This window comes from Gordonia sp. CPCC 205333 (genome assembly GCF_048537885.1).
GTDB lineage: Bacteria > Actinomycetota > Actinomycetes > Mycobacteriales > Mycobacteriaceae > Gordonia.
Window position 1 is genome coordinate 805,759 of record NZ_JBCLVI010000001.1, and the last position, 17,880, is coordinate 823,638.

Genomic DNA, 17,880 nt, shown 5'->3' on the forward strand with positions numbered 1-17,880 from the left:
AGACTTGTGGAGGGCGCACGCCGATGGCGATTCGCGATGCATACGAAATGGTTTCCGACGCGGTCGGCGCGATCAAGGTCTTGCAGCGGTCAGGAGCGATCGACCTGCGTCGACCACTTGAAGTGGTGCAGGCGGCCAAACGAGCGAAAACGATCGGACCGGCGTCGACGGTGATATTGCACGGTGCGGAGAATTATCCGGACGCACCGGCGATCACCGACGAGCGCGGCACCCTGACCTTCGCCGAAGTCGACCGGCAGTCCAACGCCCTCGCCCACGAATTGCTAGCCTCCGGACTCACCCCCGGCGATGTCGTGGCCGTACTCGCCCGCGATCACCGTGGACTCATCGTGGCGCTGAGCGCTACTGGTCGGGCTGGATTTCGGCTGGCAATGATGAACACCGGATTCGGCAAGACCCAGTTCGTCGAAGTCGTCGAACGCGAGCGGGTCCGGGCGGTTCTCCACGACCAGGAATTCGCCGAACTCGTCGACGCACTTCCCGCGATGCCGCGTGTTCTCACCTGGGTGGACGATGACAGGGCGGCGCCCGCCGGAGTCAAGAATCTCGACGAGATCGTCGATACGGGGGATACCTCGATGCCGCCGACCCCCAACGCCTTCGGCGGCTTCGTCATTCTCACCAGCGGTACCACCGGATTGCCGAAGGGCGCACAGCGGTCCAAGATGTCGCCGTTTACCAGTGCACTGCTGTTGGATCGAATTCCATTGCCGCAGAACGAAACTATGGTTATCGTTTCGCCGATCTTCCACTCCACGGGGTTCGCGGTGTGGGGCGTCGGCACGGCGCTGGGGAACCAGACGGTGGTGATGCGACGTTTCGATGCCGAGAAGACCCTTGCCGCGCTGGCCGAGTACCGCGCGCAGACGCTGGTCGCGGTCCCGACCATGTTGCATCGCATGATCGCGCTCGGTCCCGACGTCATCGCGAAATATGATCTGTCCGCTCTGAAGATCATTGTCATTGCGGGATCAGCACTTTCGCCGACCCTCTCCGAGGCGGTACAGGACACCTTCGGTGATGTCCTGTACAACATGTACGGCTCAACCGAAGTGGCTGTTGCATCGGTTGCCCAGCCACATGAGCTGCGACAGGCTCCCGGCACCGTCGGCCGTCCGCCGGTGACAAGTCGGTTGGCCCTCTACGACGACAATGATCAGCCGATCTCTGGAATCGATGTCCGCGGAAGGCTTTTCGTGCGCAATGGCGCACCGTTCGAGGGATATACCGACGGACGTAACAAACAGATCATCGACGGCTACATGGCCACCGGCGATATGGCCCGGTTCGACGCCAACGGACTGATGTTCATTGAGGGCCGCGACGACGACATGATCGTGTCCGGCGGAGAGAATGTCCATCCGCTCGAAGTGGAGAATCTGCTCGCCGAACATCCCGGCGTCGCCGACGTGGCCGTGATCGGCGTCGATGACGAGCAGTTCGGGAAACGACTGCGCGCCTTCGTCGTTCGTAACCCCGACGCCGATCCGCAGGCCGACGAATTGCGGCTGCATGTCAAGGTCCACCTGGCGCGGTACAAAGTGCCGCGTGACGTTGTCTTCGTCGACGACTTGCCGCGCAATCCGACTGGGAAACTGGTACGCCGCGAACTGCCGACCGGCCCCCTGTGAGCGCGACTGTCGAACGATCTGGACAAAGTACGCGGTGCGGCGGGAGTCACCGTCTACCGTGGAGGGGTGACTCCTCAACGCCCATTCCCCGACGTCCGGTGGGGTAGCGAAGCCAGCTTTCTGCGCACACCCTTGGTCAAATTCGCCGCCACCGCGCCGGGGTCGGCAGCAATCCGCGCGTTGGCTCCCGCCGACCGATGGTTGCTGAATAAGTCCCGTGGTCGGATGACGGTGCTGGGACCGATTGGCGCACCGACGCTATTGCTCGCGACGACCGGTGCCAAATCGGGTGCGCGTCGCGTACAACCATTGCTGTACTACCGGGAGGATCCGGACATCTTCGTCATCGGATCCAACTTCGGCGGTGACCATCATCCCGCCTGGACCCATAACTTGTTGGCCGGTGGCGCGGCGTCGGTGATCATTGGCGACGAGATTCCGGTAACCGCAACGCTTCTCGACGACTCGGAACGCGAACGTATCCTCGGCGAGTTCGTCAAGATGATCGACGTCTACCAGACCTACCTCGGCCGCACCGACCGGAAGTTGCGAATCTTCCGACTCTCCGCTCAGTAACAACCCGGAGGATCGCCGGAGTCGATCCACCGGTAATCTCCCTGTTCGAACTATCAAACATCGAGCAGGGGGATCTATGAGAGCCGCCGGATTTCTGAAGTCGGCCGCGATTGCGGGCGCTACGGTCGCGGTACTGGGAGTCGTAGTCGGTTGCGGCGGCGGTGACGAGAAGCCGTCGACCGCGGGCGCGAAGTACAACTTCTCGCAAGCCTGTGATGTCGCATTTGGCTCGGCTGCCAAACTCGCCACCCCGCTGAGCGCCTATGTCTACGATCAGCCGATGTCGGAGCCCATCCAATCTTCTTCAAACCCATTGCAGTACATCGATCCCGCGGACCCGAAACAAGTCGAGTTGAAGGCGATGGCTCAGGATATCGATGCGCAGGTGGAACCGCTCAGCGCCGCGGTCAAAGCCAAAGATGTCACCACCATCAACCGACTCCGGACTGAACTGAAGAAGCCGTACGACGGGATCATCGCCCTGTGCAAAGACTCCGGCTCGAAAAGCACCGAGACCGTCGGCGGCCTGCGCAAACTACTCGATCAGCAGCCCGTGTCGTCGTCCGGCGTTCCGACAACGACGACACCGACCTCGAGTGCACCGCCGTCGTCGAGTGCCGCGCCCAAACCCGTGGTGATCACCAAGGCCGGCACCCGAGTGAAATTCGGTCAGCCGGTGACGCTCGAACTTACGAAAAATGGACAGAAGACCGCGTTCACCTTCCGGGTGACCAGTGTCGACAAGGCGACCGCCGCAGATCTAAAGCTGCTGTCAGCGGACACGCTCAAGAATGTGAAACAGCTGGTCTACGTCAGAGCTGAGGCAAAGACGGTCAAGCAAGACGAGTCGTACGTCGCCGGTAAGCCGTCGCTGAGCGATCTCGAGCCGAGTTTCGACATCGCAACTTCGGACGGTAGCCAATACGGACCGATGATTCTCTTCGGCACCTTCAAGCCGTGCGATGACGGTCCCGCGCTTCAGGCCGATTCGCGGACCTATTGCGCTCCGTTCGGTCTCGTCGCAGACTCGGCGACTGTCCCGGTCGTCGGCCTCACCGGCGTGCAATCCGGTAAGTCCGACCGCGACAAGCCGCTCTATATCTGGACGCGTTGAGTCTTAGCCCTGGCCGTAGCGGTAGGGCAGGTATTGCACCGACCACTGGTTGTCGTCGGGATCGGCGAAGTAGACGAAATGGCCCCACGCTTGCTCGTCTACTTCGCTGACTTCGGCACCCGCGGCCAGCAACTGGTCGCGGGCCGCGTTGATATCGGAGACGCAGACGATGAGTCGGTTCTTGGTACCGGGCGCGGCGTCGGTCAGACCCTTGCCGAACGCGATGGAACAGTTCGATCCGGGCGGCGTCATCTGAACGAAGCGGACCTCGTCGCTGACGGTGTGGTCGTGGTCGGCATTGAACCCGATGGACTCGTAGAACGCCTTGGTGCGGTCGACGTCGGTGACAGGCAAGATGGCGACTTCGATGGTCCAGTCCATAGTGATCTCCGTGTTGGTGTGAGTGTGTCCCACTAGTTGTATCGGTTCTACCGGTCGCGACTTGTCCGCTTTGCAAAATCGCGAGGAATTGGCTACGCGCGAAATCTCATCCCCGTGAGCGTGGTCAAAGGGCATATTGCCCTTGAAAGCTGTTGAGGGGGAAGAGATTTCATCTTCCGTCTAGTTGGATGAAACCGTTTGTCTTCCGGCCGCGTCCAACTAAGTATGACCGCGGACTCAGGTGTTTTCACGCTGCAGGAACTACTGACGCTGGGCTGGTCGATGGACCAAATCAGGCGGGCCACGCGTGCGAAGACGCTGATCCCCCTCGCACACGGTTGGGTGAGTTCGGTGGGCGCCGACCCCCGCGTCGTCGCCGCGGTCTCCGCCGGAGGTGCGCTGACCTGTGTCGGTGCACTGGCCTTCCACAAAAGCCACGGTGTCCCGGCGATCTGGATTCCACCCGGATATCCGGAGACCCATGTCCGCCTGAGCAAACATCAGAAGACGAAAGCTCGACCGACCGGCCCGTTTCGTTGGTGCCAGGGCTTTGGGCGTCCGTTGCCGGTTCTCACCGCCGTCGACTCGATTCCGGTGGCCCTCGGATGCGCGGCACGGTGTCTGACACCCGAGCAATGGATTGCTGTCGTGGACTCCGTCCTGAACACGACGTCGCTCACCATCCCTGATATCCAGGCGGGGATGGGGGTGGTGACCAAGTCGATCATGGCGAAATTCGATCGCTGCGACGCACGGTCACAGTCGGGGACCGAGACGGTGGCGCGCCTGCGCCTGATCGCCGCGGGGTTCGACGTCGTGGTTCAGCCGGAAATTAACAGACACCACCACGCCGATCTGGGGGTCGGCGCATTGCTGATCGAATGTGACGGCAGGCTCTATCATTCCGACGAGCAGTCCTACCGCAATGATCGCGCCCGTGATCGTGTGACGCTTATCGATCGGTGGTTGACCATGCGGCTCACCTATGACGACGTGCTTTACGGCTGGGATCAAGCGCTGGAAGACATCCGCGCGGTCACGCGAGCGGACCGGCACCGCATCCGTCGCAAGAATGATCCACGGCTCGAAATGAAATCTCGTCCCCCTCAGTGACATGGAAGGGCAATATGCCCTCCTGCCCTATTGAGGGGGACGAGATATCGCAGGCAAGGTTGAAAAGCCGTTCGGCCGAGCGGAGGATCGACTCATGGCCACCCAATTGGACAATCTGCTCCGACTCGCGCTGGGGGACACCCGATTCCAACCGACCCGCAAGCGAGTGCGCGTGATGATCGACGGCGAGGTCGCCGCCGACGGCCTGGGGGTGCTGGTCTGGGAGCCGAGACGCGTTGTGCCGACTTATTCGCTGCGGGACTCTGACGTGATCGCGACGCTTGACCTCGCCGACGTCTCTCCGGTTGCCGTGGACCGTTCGATTCTGTATCCGAGCGACCCATTCAGCGCGCATACGTCCGCAGGCCAGCCGCTCGACGTCGTCACTAACTCCGGGCGCCGCGAGGCCGCTGCGTTCGCGCTCACCGACCCCGACGTCGCCGGCCTGGTTGCTTTCGACTTCGGGGCCTTCGACTGGCTCGAAGAAGACGAGGAGATCTTCGGACACCCACGGGATCCGTTCCACCGCATCGATATTCGACGCGGTTCGCGGACCGTCCGCGTCGAAGCGGCCGGTGTTGTTCTCGCCGAATCCAGTCGTGCGCTGGCATTGTTCGAGACGTCGATACCCGTTGTCCGCTACTACTTCCCGCCAGATGACGTGACCGTCGAACTGACCCCGACCGATACGAATTCCTATTGCGCCTACAAAGGCAGCGCGTCGTATTTCTCCGCGACCGCGGCCGGCACCGAACTGCCCGACGTCGCCTGGGCATATCCCGATCCGCTTGTCGACGCCACTGTGATCGGCGGCTTGATCGCTTTCTATCAGGAGCGTCTGGAGGTTTTCGTCGACGGTCAACTGCAAGGCGGCGCCGATTGAACAGTCACCCGACTACCCTGACACCGTGACCGCCGCGCGCCGATTCGACGACATCCTGCACGTGGACCTGGATCAATTCCAGGTCTCCGTGGAGCGTCTGCGATCCCCCGAACTCGTCGGAGTTCCCGTGATCGTCGGTGGCAACGGCGACCCGACCGAGGCCCGCAAGGTGGTCACCTGCGCGTCCTATGAGGCGCGCGCCGTCGGCGTCCGCGCGGGTATGCCACTGCGCGTGGCTCACCGTAAGATGCCCGAAGCCGTGTACCTCCCGCTCGACGCCCCCGCCTACGACATCGCCTCGGCCGATGTGATGGATACTCTGCGCAGCTTCGGCCACCCGGTCGAAGTGTGGGGCTGGGATGAGGCATATCTCGGTGCCGACGTCGACGATCCGAGGGCACTCGCGTCGCGAGTCATCACCGAGATCGCGGGCCGTAATGGACTGCGCGCTTCCGTCGGGGTAAGCGATAACAAGCAGCGTGCCAAGATGGCCACCAATTTCGCGAAGAGGCAAGAGGTGAAAAGTGCTGAGACCCAACGTGTTTTCCGCCTCAACGCCGACAATTGGATCGACTTGATGGGCGACGGTCCGACGAAAGAATTGTGGAGTGTCGGTCCCAAGACCGCGAAGAAGCTCTCCGACAACGGTATTGACACAGTCAACCAGCTGATCGCCGTACCGAAGGAATCCCTTATCGAAGTCTTCGGTCCGCACCAAGGGAACTGGCTCTATGTGCTCTCCCGCGGTGGCGGCGATTCGACCATCACCGCCGAACCGTGGCTCGCCCGATCACATTCCAAGTCCCGAACCTATGCCACCGACATTTCCGATCGGGACGAACTCCACTCCGCGATTTCGGAGTTGACCCGCGAAGTCCTCCGTCAGGTACTTGCCGAGGCGCGAGTCGTCTTTCGAATCGGAATCACGGTGCGCACCAAGACCTTCTACACGCGGACCAAGTCTCGCAAACTGCCGGCGCCAACGATCGCCCTCGATCACATCGAACCGGTCTGTCATGCTCTGCTCGACCAATTCGAGCTCGATCGCCCGGTCCGGCTGCTCGGGGTGCGATTGGATCTGGTCACCGATGACGAGGATCGGCGATGAGAATCCTGCGAGTTGTCGCGGCCATACTATTCGGTGGTGCGATTGCGGTATCGGCGGCACCAGCTCACGCAACTCCCGCGAAGCTGCCAGTCACCTACAACTTCCTCGCCGGCATCGACGCTGAGTTGCGTGATCCGGGTGGATCTCTGCCGGGCAGCAATGACTACTCATGCCGCCCGTCGGCCGCGCATCCGCGTCCGGTGATTCTGGTCCACGGCAGCGGGGGTGGACGGCAGACCAATTGGGGCACATTGGTGCCGGTGCTGCGCAACGAAGGATATTGCGTCTTCGTCCCTACCTATGGCGAGCTGAGTAACGTATGGCCGGCTTCGGCGATCGGTGGGATGGGGCCAAAGCTCGCAAGCGCCTGGCAGGTCAAGTATTTCGTCGACGACGTGCTCGCCCGCACCGGTTCGGATCAGGTCGACATCGTCGGGCACTCCCTCGGCACCGAGATACCGACGTACTGGATCAAATATCTAGGCGGAAAAGGCAAAGTGCGACACTATGTTTCGCTCGCTCCGTACTGGCAGCAGGGACCTGACGAGGATGACGCACGCAGTGACTTCGTCGCGTCCATCCAGCAGAGGTTGGGCATCAGTCAGCCGCCGACGTCATGCATGGGCTGCGCCGAACCCGCTACGAATCTGAACTTCAATCGGGCAGTCCGCGAGCCCACGCCATATGTACTCGGCATCGCGTATACGAATATCTCGACCCGTGACGACGAGGTTGTCACTCCGTACTCGGTCGGCCAACTAGCTGGTCCGCCGGGTATCGACGTCAACAACATCGTTGTGCAGCAGGGGTGTCCGCTGGATCGGTCCGACCATGCATCGATCACGTCCAACAGACGTAGCGCGGCGTTGGTGTTGAACGCGTTGGATCCCGCTCATCCCAGAGCGACTCCCTGCATTGCGGTGGCACCGTTCACGGGCGGCTGAAATGTCTGGGAGTTCTGAGGTTTGACGAGTTATTGGCCGGGGTAGCCTGAGTTCACCGCATTGTAGAACGCGTCGAAGGCGACCAAATGAACCAGACAGACCGAGACGGGGAGCGTGGGATGGCGAGCGAGGTAGCGGTTGACGACGTCGTTGAGCTGACGGTGCCCGCGCAACTCGGACGTGTGCCGATTGTGCGCAGCCTGGTGGAGAATGTCTTGCTGACCGACGATTTCAGCCTGGACACGGTCGCGGACCTCAAGGTCGGCGTTGACGAGGCCTGCGGCGAACTCATCGCCCGGACGTCGCCGAGTGCGCGGCTGAAGGTCATCATTGCCACCGCGCCGCAGGACGTGCGGATAGAAATCTGCTGCGAGGTGGGCAGCGATGTTCTGGATGAAATGAGTTTCGGCTGGTACGTCATCAAGTGTGTCACCGACGATGTGACGGTCACCTACATCGACGGTGATCGACGCCGCGAAGCGCAGATCGTCCTCACCGCGCTGAGGTCCTAGTCTTGGCCGTATCCGCACGGGATAACGCAGCCGACGATGAATATGCTGTTGTCGCAACACTTCTCGCTGAATCCGCGGCGTCGGGCAGTCCGACTCGTCGAGACGAGCTTCGTGATGAGGCGATTGCCCATTGCCTACCGCTGGCCGACCATATCGCCCGACGGTTCGCCGGTCGCGGCGAGCCGTTCGATGATCTGGTTCAGGTCGCTCGAGTCGGCGTCGTCAACGCGGTCAACCGTTTCGATCCCGGTCTCGGGGCCGACTTCCTCTCGTTCGCGGTACCGACCGTTATGGGTGAGGTCCGACGACATTTTCGAGACAACACCTGGTCGGTCCGCGTTAGTCGGCGTGCCAAGGACACCGCCCAGGCGATCGCGCGGGGTACCGATGAGTTGGTTCAGAAACTGGGCCGATCGCCCAAACCCAGTGAACTCGCAACACATCTCGACTTGCCGCAACAGGAGGTAGTCGATGGATTGCTGGCACGTTCGGCGCATACCACCACATCTCTCGACGCGGGATCCGATGAAAGTGCGGAATTCGTCGGCCGGCCGCTAAGGGAAACGCTCGGCGACGACGATCAGCAACTGTCGCGGATCGATGATTTCGCCACCCTCGGCCCGGCCCTGCAAGCGTTACCCGAGCGTGAACGCACCATCATCGAGTTGAGATTCTTCGAATCGAAGTCCCAGAGCGAGATCGCCAAACACGTTGGTGTGTCTCAAATGCATGTCTCCAGATTGTTGTCGAGCACCCTGCGCAGACTCCGTGACGACGTTTCCGGTGTCTCGAGCGAAGAGGAGAAATGAGGGCGGCTGTCGAATGACAGCCGCCCCCTGATCTCTTCGCGTGTCTACCTCGCGGCGGCCGCCGCGCTCACCTCGGTATGCGTCTCGCCGTGCGGCAAACCGCCGGCGGCGCTCTCCAGGTGAGCCCGCACGAACCATTGGAATTTCTCCAGTTCGGCGGTCTGTCCGATCAGAATGTCTTCGGTGACCGGGTCGATCGACCCGGTGGCGGCGATCGCTTCGCGGTGAGATGCGACGAATCCGTCGTAGACGAGGTCAACGGCGGCGAGATGTGCTTGCACGGTATCCCGACCGATCGAGTAGTCGTCCCATGACCGTTCGCTCTCGATGGCGCGCGCGGTGCCCTTGGGTGAGCCGCCAAGTGTCGCGATCCGTTCGGCGACCACATCGGCATATCCACGCACCAATGCCACCTGTGGATCGATCATCTCGTGTACGCCAATAAAGTTGGGACCCACCACATTCCAGTGAATATGCTTGAGGGTGAGGTGGAGGTCGTTGAGTGCGCTTAGCCGCTCTTGAAGCGTCCTGATGAGCGTCGCGGCGTCGTTGTCGCTGATTCCCGGTGCTGTAAATGTCATAAGTGAGGCAATACCCGTGCGGCTGCGCCGCGAAACATCGGCCCCTCGGGATCGCGCCGGTCAAACTCCCGCCGCATATGACGTTTGGGCGGTCGTTGAGTCGGGAATCCCGACTCTGGTCGGTGACACCCGTTTCGAGGAGTTGATGACATGCCGAAAACAACCGCAACCGGATCGGCGAAGAAGTCCGAGCTGCCGTCGACTATCGCGCGCTCGTCGAAGAAGGCGCAGCGGACCTTCGCCAAGGCTCACGACTCCGCGCTCGGTGAGTATCACGATGAGAAGCGCGCACACCGAGTGGCGTATAGCGCGTTGAAACATTCTTACGAGAAGGTCGGCGATCATTGGGAGGCCAAGACATCGGCAGGACCATCGGATCAACGGGCGCGCAGCGGCGGCCCCAATCCGTCCGGCGAGACTGCGGAGGGCGTCAACGCCGAGGCGACAAAAGATCACCTCTACGAGGTGGCGCGTCGGCTCGAAATTCCGGGGCGATCGAAGATGACGAAGTCGGAACTTGTATCGGCAATAGAACGCGCCAACCGGCGTCGTACGGCCAGCAGCAGATCGTGACGACACAGCTCGGCCGTCCGGCAGCCGCCCACGAAAATCTTTGCAGCACAACAGATTTATTGTGATGTGTCCCACCGCATGTTTGAGGTTCGGATTGGTGGGAACCCTAAGTCCAGATGGGTCGATCACTCATCGGACGAGATCTTTGACACGAAAGGAAGTGAGGTTGGCATGAGCGAGAACAATGCACCCTCCGACACGCTCAAGGGAGCCGTGGAGCAGGTGAAGGGAAAGGTCAAGGAGGCCGTCGGCACCGTCACCGGTCGTGATGACGTTATCGATGAGGGGCGCGCCCAGCAGGAAAAGGGCGAGGCCACCACTGAGGCTGGCAAGGCCGACCTTGAAGCGGCCAAGGAACGAGCGAAGGCCGAAGCCGCGCGTGAGCGCGAAGAGTTCCACCAGGACAAGTAGAGACTGCCTGTCGAGTACGGCCCGCCGGATACCCCCGGCGGGCCGTGCGCTGTGCTCGCGGCTGGCTCAGCCGGGAACGATTTCACCGCCAACCGGTGCCAGCACCTGTCCGGAGTAGTACGAGGACAGGGAATCGGCGGCGAAGAATACATACGACGGCGCGATCTCGTCGGGCTGGGCGCTGCGGCCAATCGGAGCTTGCGTACCGAAGTCTTCCACGAGGTCAGCTGGCATCGTCCCCGGTGTGAGAGGAGTCCAAACAGGACCGGGGGCAACACAATTCACTCGAATGCCATCGTCGAGGAACGCCTGCGCCAGCGAGTAGGTCAATGCGGTGACGGCCCCTTTGGTGGCCGAATAGTCGATGAGTCTCGCGTTGCCGCGCAAGCCGTTGATCGAGCCGGTATTGATGATCGCATCACCTTTTTCCAGATATGGGAGCGCGGCGCGGATGGTGTGAAAATAGCTGTCGATGTTGACCTTGAACGTGTGCGTCCACTGTTCGGGGGTGATATCGGCGAAGCTGTCGACGGGGGACTGGAAGGCCGCGTTGTTGACGAGGATATTCAGGCCGCCGAGATCGCGGGTCGCTTTATCGACCAGCGCGGTGCAGTTGTCCGGCTGGGACAGATCGATGCGATATGCGTGGCCGCGTTTACCGGGCTTCTCGATCAGTTCGCGGGTGTGATCCGCATCGGGGGTTTCGCGTTCGTCGAGGTAGGCGAAGGCGACGTCGGCTCCCTCTTTGGCGAACGCGATCGCGACGGCACGGCCGATCCCGGAGTCACCGCCGGTGATCAGGGCCTTCTTTCCGGCGAGGAGATCGCGGCCGACGTAATCATGCATTTCGTCGCGCGGACGTGACGGCATTTCCTCGGTCCGACCAGGGTAGGGAATGGTGTGGTTCTGAGGTTCGGGCATGTCTATCGCTCCTTTAGGTCCCGCGTCTATGGCGGATCGCCACAGAAATAACCGGGTACCCGATCTGCCGGGTCCTACACATCTCAGTGAAATATGCTGCTAGACAACATATGTGGAGCCTGCATTGGAGACGTGACCGCTAGCGCCGATCAGCCCGACGCGGGCTGGTCGGTGTGTTCGTGAACGGTGAGCAGCACATGATCGAAACGGGCGCGGGCCTCCGGTGATACCGAGGTCGACGCGAGCTGATCGACCAGCGCCGCGGCCAATTCGCGCAGCTTGGTATTCGTCTCCTGTGAGCGCCAAGTCAGCAGGTCAAAGGCCTGTTCATCGTCGAGCTGGTAGATGACCCGTAGCGCGCCCTTCGCCTGTTCGATAGCCGCGCGGTCCTCGACGACCTCACTCACCCGCTGTTCGACGCTGCGCCGCACCTCGGGCGTGCTAGCTGTGGGCGATGGGCGATGGTCGCTCAGTGCGATGTAGAACCCCGACGTTCCTGCGCCGCCGTCGATGGTGTCAGCTACAACGACCACCGGGACTACCTTGCCCGACAGGTGCACGATTCGGTGCTGACCGCTAAACGGTGCACGGGCGTCGCGTACCCGCGTGATCAACTCTTCCACTCGCGCTTTGTCTTCTGGATGTTTGTGTCGCAGTAGGAGACTCGTAGTCGGGTCAACCGCATCGGCGTTCTGGTAGCCGTGCATTTGGGCGAGTTCGTCAGACCACACCCAACGGTCGTCGTCGAAGTAATACCAGAATCTGCCAACGCTGACCGTGCGTGGAAGCGTGGAGTCGGCCATGATCGAATCTCGACCGTTTGTCATTGACTCAGGATACCGGCTCCCGTATGTGGCCCACCATGTTTGGATCGCCTTGACCGTGGGAATTTACGATGCGGGGAAGCAAAGTTATACCTCGGGGCGATGCCGCGAAGCAGGTGGAATGTGGGAATACTGAGTGATCTGTTGCGGCTGCATCCTGTTGCCGCCGACCGGGACGACGTGCGTTGGAATGAACGAGCGCGCGGAGAGACGGAAATCCAGCGCCTCGACCGCAACTGGGCGTCATTGGTTCAGGAATTGCGCGTGCTCCAGACCGGAGTGCAACTACTGGCCGGCTTTCTGATGATAGTTCCATTCCAGCCGAGTTTTAGCTCGCTCGGCAGTGGCGGAAGAGTCCTGTATATGGTCACCGTCGGCGCTGCGATGCTGGCGGTGACAGTGCTGCTTGCTCCAATCGCTATGCACCGCTTGCTATTTCGTCGCCATCAGCTGGCCACGGTGGTAGTCGCGGCCCATCGGTATGTATTGGTGGGGATGGCGATGGTCGCGGTCTCGATCGCGGGTGCGGCCTCGATGATCGCCCTGGTTGCCCTCCGCTCGGCGTGGGCAGCCGTAGCGGCAGGTGGTGGCATCTTGACCGTCGTCATCGTGTTGTGGGCGTGGATACCTGTGCATATGGCACGAATGACTCGATAATCCCCGCCTGCCGCCATGCTCGATGTGGATACCGAAAGTGCTGTGCGGCAAGGGGAGTTAGCCGAGTTAGCCAGGAATTACGGTCGGACGTGACGGATCGGGGCTGGGGTCGGGTTGTCCAGGTGGCGCGGGGCGGGGAACGGGCGAGGGTATTGGTGGCTGGGGCGGCGGAATGGCGGGATCCGGTTGTGGCACAGCGGGTTCAGGTGGCAGCGGCGGTTCCGTTGGCCGTGGTCGCGGTATCGGGCCACCGCTGTACGGGTCAGTGAGCAGTGTGTGATCCATGTCAAAGCTCCAATGTCGGTTCCGCGAGAGTTTCGCGACTTGGATACCCGCGGTGGGCCAGCGTGAAACCTCTCAGCACTCGCCATCGAGCGTTGACGTTGCTAGGCTCGAGATCGCGGTTGAACACCACAGCCGCCCGGGCGACTCGGTCGCCACAAAGACGGAGTTACCACTGTGTCTGATCTCAAATCTCTTCTTGTACAGGACGCCGCAGCGCATCGGCCCAGGTCATGTGCCGCGCATATCGCCACTTTCGATGGGATCACTGTACTGAGCGTGACTGGCGTCATTGATGCGTGCAGCATCGACAAGTTCAGTGATCGCCTGTCCGCGGCTCGCGCCATCGGTACTGAACGCCTGGTGCTGGATATGAGCGGAGTTGAATTCCTCGGCGTCGGTGGTCTTGCGCTTCTGCAGGACGCCGCGCAAGCGTTGATCAACGCTGGCGGCGCCTTCGCGGTGTACGGTGACCGTCCGGTCACCCGACCGTTGCGTCGTATCGGCTTAACTCGGCTGATTCCGGTATTCGATTGGTTGCCAATGGCATTCGACGCCGTCGGTGGTCGGGCACCAGCGGCGTGATGGTTGGGAACGTTTCCTGCATCGGTACCTGAGACCGGTGAGATCGAGCGCCACGGCCGCCGGGCTACGGTGCCGTGGCCTCGATCACCACGAGTAATTCGGTCCGACACCCGTGCTCTAAAAGTTCCTGCGCTTCAAGCCATTTCGCGCGAGCGATCAATACCGGGCCAAACGGTATCCGCGCTTGCGTTACGATTCGCACGGCCATACCCGCCGCGATCAATTGGCGTGATGTGGCCGCGACGTCGGCGAACTCGGATTGCACAATCAACATTGCGCCCCCGGGCCGTAGAAGTCGTGGACCGATAGAACAGACCGCGTCGAGCACCAACCGACCGTCTGGGCCGGCATCCCAGCTGTGACTGGGACCGGGCGGGTGTAGTGCGGGGTCGGCGTTCGGCGGCGTCGGCACATACGGCGGGTTGCATGTGACCAGGTTGAATGTGGGCCGTGCCGGGAGAGTGCTGATATCGCCGCAGATTGTAGTGATGTGATCGCTCAAGCCGGTGCGGTCGTTGACGCGTTTGGCGTGGGCGATGGAATTCGGGCAGTCATCGACCGCGACGACGATTCCGGCGCCGTTGCGAGCGGCTTGCCTCGCGATGACACCCGAGCCGGTACATAAGTCGGCCACTGAGTCGTCTGCTGTGAGCCGACAGTGTGCAAGCGCTTCGAGCAGGAGCAACGTATCGGCCTGAGGCCGATAGACCGCCTGCTCACGCGCTGGCTCAGTGATCGGTGTGGTCATCACGTCGGATGTCGCGTCCGTGGTAATGCGCCTCGTATTCGGCCGCCTCGTCCGGTGTGACCTCTGGCTGGAGTGGATCCTGCTCCGGGCGATTGTCGATCGGCCGTCGGATCAAGATGAGCCTGCTCACCGTAAGCGCGCCGGCGGCCACGATGAGCACACATGCTGCGGCGATCCCCGCCCACATGCTATTCGAGTGGTCACTCGCTGCCATCCCGATCCACAGCACCAGTAGGGCCACTCCGATAAGTAGTGCGGCATATCCGCATAAGCCCAAGAACTTTGGAAATCGCATGTCATTCTCCTCGGTTGGCGTCGACCATCGAGCAGCCGCCGGGACGGTCACTCACCTTTCGGGTACCCGGCCACGGCTCTGGATAAACCCGATCCGACGGGGGCGCGCTAACGCGGAATGCGCATCGCCCGCAACGACGCCGACGAATCGGGAGCCAATCCGATCTGCGCCCACGGCACCTCGACATCGACGACCGCATACGCCGACGTCGGGAACCGTTCGATGTAACACAGGGGGTCGAGCGTCAGGGCGGTCTCCGGCATTCCTGGTTCGTGCCCGATGACGAGCACGGTCGTCGCGTCGGTTGGCGCGTGAATCCGCAGAGACTCGAAGACTTCGTCCGGGGTGCCACCGTAGATATCGTCGAGGAAGGTAGTCGGTGCTTTGATTCCGGTGCGCTGCAACGTTTCCCGCGTTCGGGTGGCCGTCGAACACAACACCGCGTCGACGGTCAGCCCGTCCTTCGCGATCCACTCGCCGGCAAGCGCAGCCTCGCGCCGACCCCGGCCGGCCAGCGGCCGCTCATGGTCGGTGACCCCGGCCGGATAACCGGACTTTCCGTGGCGCATGAGTATCAGTGTCCGTGCGGTCATTGCGTATCCCTGGCTCGACGATGGCTCGCCATTACACTCGCACCAATTCAAACCCTGTGCCACCCTTGCGCCCGGTTCTAGCGTCGAATCCCATGACGACAACTGTTTCTTCTGCCACCTACCCCCTGCCATCGGCGGACCTCCCGCTCAATGCCATCACCACCGCGACATCGGCGGCGGTCGAGGCCAATGTTGCCAACGCGCAGGTGCTCTTCACCGGCACGGTGCGGCCGCAGGGAACCGTCGGCAGCGATATCACGCTGGGGAGCTATCACGTCCAGGTCGATGAGCCGCCAGCACTCGGTGGCGAAAACACCGCTCCCAACCCGGTCGAGTACTACCTGGCGTCGCTGCTGTCCTGTCAGGTGGTGACCTACCGATTCTGGGCGCAGCGGCTGGGCGTCGAAGTCGATTCACTCTCTGCCCGCGCCGAGGGCGACCTCGACGTACGCGGCTTCTTCGGCCTCGACGATTCCGTTCGGCCGGGCTTCACCGGCGTGCGTGTGATCGTCGACGTCGCGGGGCCCGAATCCGAAGAGCGGTACCGCGAGTTGCAGCGTGCCGTCGACGCGCATTGCCCGGTCCTGGATCTGACAACCCGTCAAACCCCGGTCGTAACCACACTGAACGTTGAGGCCCGCTGACTGCATCGTCGGGCTGATCCCGTCGGCCACGCCGCATGACGATGCGATTCGTCGCTATCGGCTATGGCCGTTAGCCTTGACGACGTGGAAACGTGGCTGCCGGCCGTACTCGCGGTGAGTGCGGCATTTCTGATCGCCGGCGGCACCGTTCTGCGCCAACGGGCATCGGCGGCCTCGGGCGCGATTACCCGCGGTTGGTGGGTTGGCGCGATCATCGCCATCGCCGGGTTCGGATTGCAGGCTGCTGCGCTCGGTCTCGGGACCATCCTGTTGGTCCAGCCGCTGGTGGTGCTGGCCGTCCTCTTCTCGTTGCCATTCGAGGCGTGGGCCGACCATCGCCATCCCGAACTGCGTGAATGGGCCTGGGGCGCGGTGCTGGTGGCCTGCGTCGTCACCTTTCTCTTAATCGCTCGGCCGACGCCCTCCCTGCGTCGACCCGACCTCACCCTGATCGGTATCACCGTCGTCTCGGTGATCGGTGTGGTCATCGCGTTCGTGATAATCGCTGAACGCTCCAGTCCGCATTATCGGGCGCTGTTCTACGGTTTGACGGCCGGCGTGCTGTTCGGAGTTTCGGCGTTGCTGATCAAGACCGTGATTTATCAGGCGATCCATTTTCCGCTCGAGATGTTTCGCCATCCCGAGGTCTATCTGCTGGTTATTGTCATCGTCGGTGCCATCTCCGCTCAGCAACGTGGATTCGGAGCGGGCGATTTGCAGACGTCGTTCCCGGCGATGGTGGTGATGGAACCGGTGGTCTCGATGATCCTGGGCATAGTACTTCTGGGCGAGGATTTGAAGGTCAGCACAATGACTGCGCTCTTCCTCGGCGTCATTCTGGCCATCCTGGCGCGCTCGGTCATCGAACTCGCGAAGACATCCGCGTTCCGCGGCCAGCCGGTAGCAGAATCGGCAGAAGCTCTACTGGCGGCCGATGCCGATCCGGTGGCGCCGTACCGCTTGACGGCCGAATATGACGATGAACCCGGTCGCGACCGGTGGCCGTGACCGGAGACTAGGGAGAGGTCAGCCTTCGTCGATGACCGACGTCAACTCTTCGGCCCATTCCTTGGCTTGTACCTGTGGTTTGACCTTGCCGGAGAGGTCGTGACGGCCGTGGTGGCCGACCTGAGTGGCGCCAAGCGCGGTCAGTCTTTCCGCCATGATTTCCCCGCCGCGGTTGAAGGTTTCCCCGTAGACCGTGTCGCCGAGACCGAAGACCGCGAACCGCAGACCGGTGAGGTCGGGTTTGACTTCGTCGAGTTCGTCGGCGAAAGGTTCTGCGCCAGTGGGGAGTTCACCTTCGCCGTAGGTCGAGCAGACCACCACGAGGAAGTCCTCGGTGTCCAGATCCTCGACCGCGAACTCCGTCATGTCGTAGATCGACGGGTCGTGTTCGGCGGCGAGCACATCGGAAATCGCATCGGCGACGAGTTCGCCGGTGCCGGTTTCAGTGCCATAGAGGATGACGGTGGACATGGTTTCCTTTCGGGTGATTGCTAAGGGTCACCTTAGTTCGCGGGCTATTTTACGGTCTTGGGCGGGTGGATGACGAATCCGGTGCACAATGGGCCCGCCGTGGGGCCGAAAGTGCGCGGGTCAGCCCGGCGCAGAAACTAGGGGTTGCAACTAATTACTAGGAGGTCCTAGAATGGTGTTGTCCGCCTCACAGCC

Annotated in this window: 23 protein-coding genes; 15 read left to right on the top strand and 8 right to left on the bottom strand. The window is 61.9% G+C overall.

The genetic code is table 11. From position 1 onward, the window contains the following. Window positions 1-23: 23 nt before the first annotated feature. The 3 genes from AAFP29_RS03835 (at window position 24) to AAFP29_RS03845 (ending at window position 3,342) form a co-directional block, all read left to right on the top strand. Window positions 24-1,652, top strand: a complete 1,629-nt coding sequence (locus AAFP29_RS03835; protein ID WP_419215976.1) for an acyl-CoA synthetase — start codon at window positions 24-26, stop codon at window positions 1,650-1,652. A gap of 66 nt (window positions 1,653-1,718) precedes the next feature. After that, the gene (locus AAFP29_RS03840) at window positions 1,719-2,228 is read left to right on the top strand and encodes a nitroreductase family deazaflavin-dependent oxidoreductase (RefSeq protein WP_419215977.1); all 510 of its coding nucleotides are present in this window, start codon (window positions 1,719-1,721) and stop codon (window positions 2,226-2,228) included. Between the two features lie 76 nt (window positions 2,229-2,304). After that, complete coding sequence (locus tag AAFP29_RS03845; protein ID WP_419215978.1) at window positions 2,305-3,342, top strand: hypothetical protein; 1,038 nt, start codon at window positions 2,305-2,307, stop codon at window positions 3,340-3,342. Window positions 3,343-3,345: 3 nt separating this feature from the next. Here AAFP29_RS03845 and AAFP29_RS03850 read toward each other — a convergent pair whose 3' ends face one another. After that, a complete protein-coding gene (locus AAFP29_RS03850) occupies window positions 3,346-3,723 on the bottom strand; it encodes a VOC family protein (protein ID WP_419215979.1) in 378 nt (125 codons plus the stop codon). Between the two features lie 225 nt (window positions 3,724-3,948). Here AAFP29_RS03850 and AAFP29_RS03855 point away from each other — a divergent pair, with 225 nt between their 5' ends. The 6 genes from AAFP29_RS03855 to AAFP29_RS03880 all read left to right on the top strand — a co-directional run bounded on the left by AAFP29_RS03855 (window position 3,949) and on the right by AAFP29_RS03880 (window position 9,092). Beyond that, entirely contained in the window at window positions 3,949-4,836 is an 888-nt protein-coding gene (locus AAFP29_RS03855) for an endonuclease domain-containing protein (RefSeq protein ID WP_419215980.1), read from the top strand. Between the two features lie 94 nt (window positions 4,837-4,930). Then, complete coding sequence (locus tag AAFP29_RS03860; protein WP_419215981.1) at window positions 4,931-5,719, top strand: DUF427 domain-containing protein; 789 nt, start codon at window positions 4,931-4,933, stop codon at window positions 5,717-5,719. 25 nt (window positions 5,720-5,744) lie between these two features. Continuing rightward, window positions 5,745-6,827, top strand: a complete 1,083-nt coding sequence (locus tag AAFP29_RS03865; RefSeq protein ID WP_419215982.1) for a DNA polymerase IV — start codon at window positions 5,745-5,747, stop codon at window positions 6,825-6,827. Then, window positions 6,824-7,771: an esterase/lipase family protein gene (locus tag AAFP29_RS03870; RefSeq protein ID WP_419215983.1), complete on the top strand. Its 948-nt coding sequence runs from the start codon at window positions 6,824-6,826 to the stop codon at window positions 7,769-7,771. The genes AAFP29_RS03865 and AAFP29_RS03870 overlap by 4 nt, the downstream gene beginning before the upstream one ends. An 86-nt stretch (window positions 7,772-7,857) precedes the next feature. Further along, on the top strand, window positions 7,858-8,283 hold the full coding sequence (locus tag AAFP29_RS03875) for an anti-sigma factor (protein ID WP_419215984.1): 426 nt from the start codon (window positions 7,858-7,860) through the stop codon (window positions 8,281-8,283). A gap of 2 nt (window positions 8,284-8,285) precedes the next feature. After that, window positions 8,286-9,092, top strand: a complete 807-nt coding sequence (locus tag AAFP29_RS03880) for a SigB/SigF/SigG family RNA polymerase sigma factor (RefSeq protein WP_419215985.1) — start codon at window positions 8,286-8,288, stop codon at window positions 9,090-9,092. A gap of 44 nt (window positions 9,093-9,136) precedes the next feature. Here AAFP29_RS03880 and AAFP29_RS03885 read toward each other — a convergent pair whose 3' ends face one another. Further along, a complete protein-coding gene (locus AAFP29_RS03885) occupies window positions 9,137-9,673 on the bottom strand; it encodes a Dps family protein (RefSeq protein WP_419215986.1) in 537 nt (178 codons plus the stop codon). 150 nt (window positions 9,674-9,823) lie between these two features. Here AAFP29_RS03885 and AAFP29_RS03890 point away from each other — a divergent pair, with 150 nt between their 5' ends. Then, complete coding sequence (locus AAFP29_RS03890) at window positions 9,824-10,246, top strand: ChaB family protein (RefSeq protein WP_419215987.1); 423 nt, start codon at window positions 9,824-9,826, stop codon at window positions 10,244-10,246. Window positions 10,247-10,417: 171 nt separating this feature from the next. Further along, on the top strand, window positions 10,418-10,657 hold the full coding sequence (locus tag AAFP29_RS03895) for a CsbD family protein (protein WP_419215988.1): 240 nt from the start codon (window positions 10,418-10,420) through the stop codon (window positions 10,655-10,657). Between the two features lie 66 nt (window positions 10,658-10,723). On the opposite strand, the gene AAFP29_RS03900 is transcribed toward AAFP29_RS03895, so the two are convergent. Both AAFP29_RS03900 and AAFP29_RS03905 read right to left on the bottom strand, forming a co-directional pair. Next, window positions 10,724-11,578 (bottom strand): SDR family oxidoreductase, encoded by an 855-nt coding sequence (locus tag AAFP29_RS03900; RefSeq protein WP_419215989.1) that lies wholly within the window; start codon window positions 11,576-11,578, stop codon window positions 10,724-10,726. 149 nt (window positions 11,579-11,727) lie between these two features. Then, the gene (locus AAFP29_RS03905; protein ID WP_419215990.1) at window positions 11,728-12,405 is read right to left on the bottom strand and encodes an ANTAR domain-containing protein; all 678 of its coding nucleotides are present in this window, start codon (window positions 12,403-12,405) and stop codon (window positions 11,728-11,730) included. A gap of 120 nt (window positions 12,406-12,525) precedes the next feature. On the opposite strand from AAFP29_RS03905, the gene AAFP29_RS03910 reads away from it, so the two are divergent. Both AAFP29_RS03910 and AAFP29_RS03915 read left to right on the top strand, forming a co-directional pair. Beyond that, window positions 12,526-13,059 (top strand): DUF6328 family protein, encoded by a 534-nt coding sequence (locus AAFP29_RS03910; RefSeq protein ID WP_419215991.1) that lies wholly within the window; start codon window positions 12,526-12,528, stop codon window positions 13,057-13,059. A gap of 459 nt (window positions 13,060-13,518) precedes the next feature. Further along, window positions 13,519-13,926, top strand: a complete 408-nt coding sequence (locus AAFP29_RS03915; protein ID WP_419215992.1) for an STAS domain-containing protein — start codon at window positions 13,519-13,521, stop codon at window positions 13,924-13,926. A gap of 64 nt (window positions 13,927-13,990) precedes the next feature. Here AAFP29_RS03915 and AAFP29_RS03920 read toward each other — a convergent pair whose 3' ends face one another. The 3 genes from AAFP29_RS03920 to AAFP29_RS03930 all read right to left on the bottom strand — a co-directional run bounded on the left by AAFP29_RS03920 (window position 13,991) and on the right by AAFP29_RS03930 (window position 15,562). Continuing rightward, window positions 13,991-14,674, bottom strand: coding sequence for a methyltransferase domain-containing protein (locus tag AAFP29_RS03920; protein WP_419215993.1), 684 nt, complete (start codon window positions 14,672-14,674; stop codon window positions 13,991-13,993). After that, entirely contained in the window at window positions 14,655-14,969 is a 315-nt protein-coding gene (locus tag AAFP29_RS03925; protein ID WP_419215994.1) for a hypothetical protein, read from the bottom strand. The genes AAFP29_RS03920 and AAFP29_RS03925 overlap by 20 nt, the downstream gene beginning before the upstream one ends. Before the next feature lie 107 nt (window positions 14,970-15,076). Then, the gene (locus tag AAFP29_RS03930; protein ID WP_419215995.1) at window positions 15,077-15,562 is read right to left on the bottom strand and encodes a SixA phosphatase family protein; all 486 of its coding nucleotides are present in this window, start codon (window positions 15,560-15,562) and stop codon (window positions 15,077-15,079) included. A 125-nt stretch (window positions 15,563-15,687) separates the two neighbouring features. Here AAFP29_RS03930 and AAFP29_RS03935 point away from each other — a divergent pair, with 125 nt between their 5' ends. Both AAFP29_RS03935 and AAFP29_RS03940 read left to right on the top strand, forming a co-directional pair. Continuing rightward, entirely contained in the window at window positions 15,688-16,206 is a 519-nt protein-coding gene (locus AAFP29_RS03935) for an OsmC family protein (RefSeq protein ID WP_419216334.1), read from the top strand. Window positions 16,207-16,290: 84 nt separating this feature from the next. Further along, a complete protein-coding gene (locus AAFP29_RS03940) occupies window positions 16,291-17,214 on the top strand; it encodes a DMT family transporter (protein WP_419215996.1) in 924 nt (307 codons plus the stop codon). Window positions 17,215-17,232: 18 nt separating this feature from the next. Here AAFP29_RS03940 and AAFP29_RS03945 read toward each other — a convergent pair whose 3' ends face one another. Next, entirely contained in the window at window positions 17,233-17,685 is a 453-nt protein-coding gene (locus AAFP29_RS03945) for a flavodoxin domain-containing protein (protein WP_419215997.1), read from the bottom strand. Window positions 17,686-17,880: the final 195 nt, after the last annotated feature.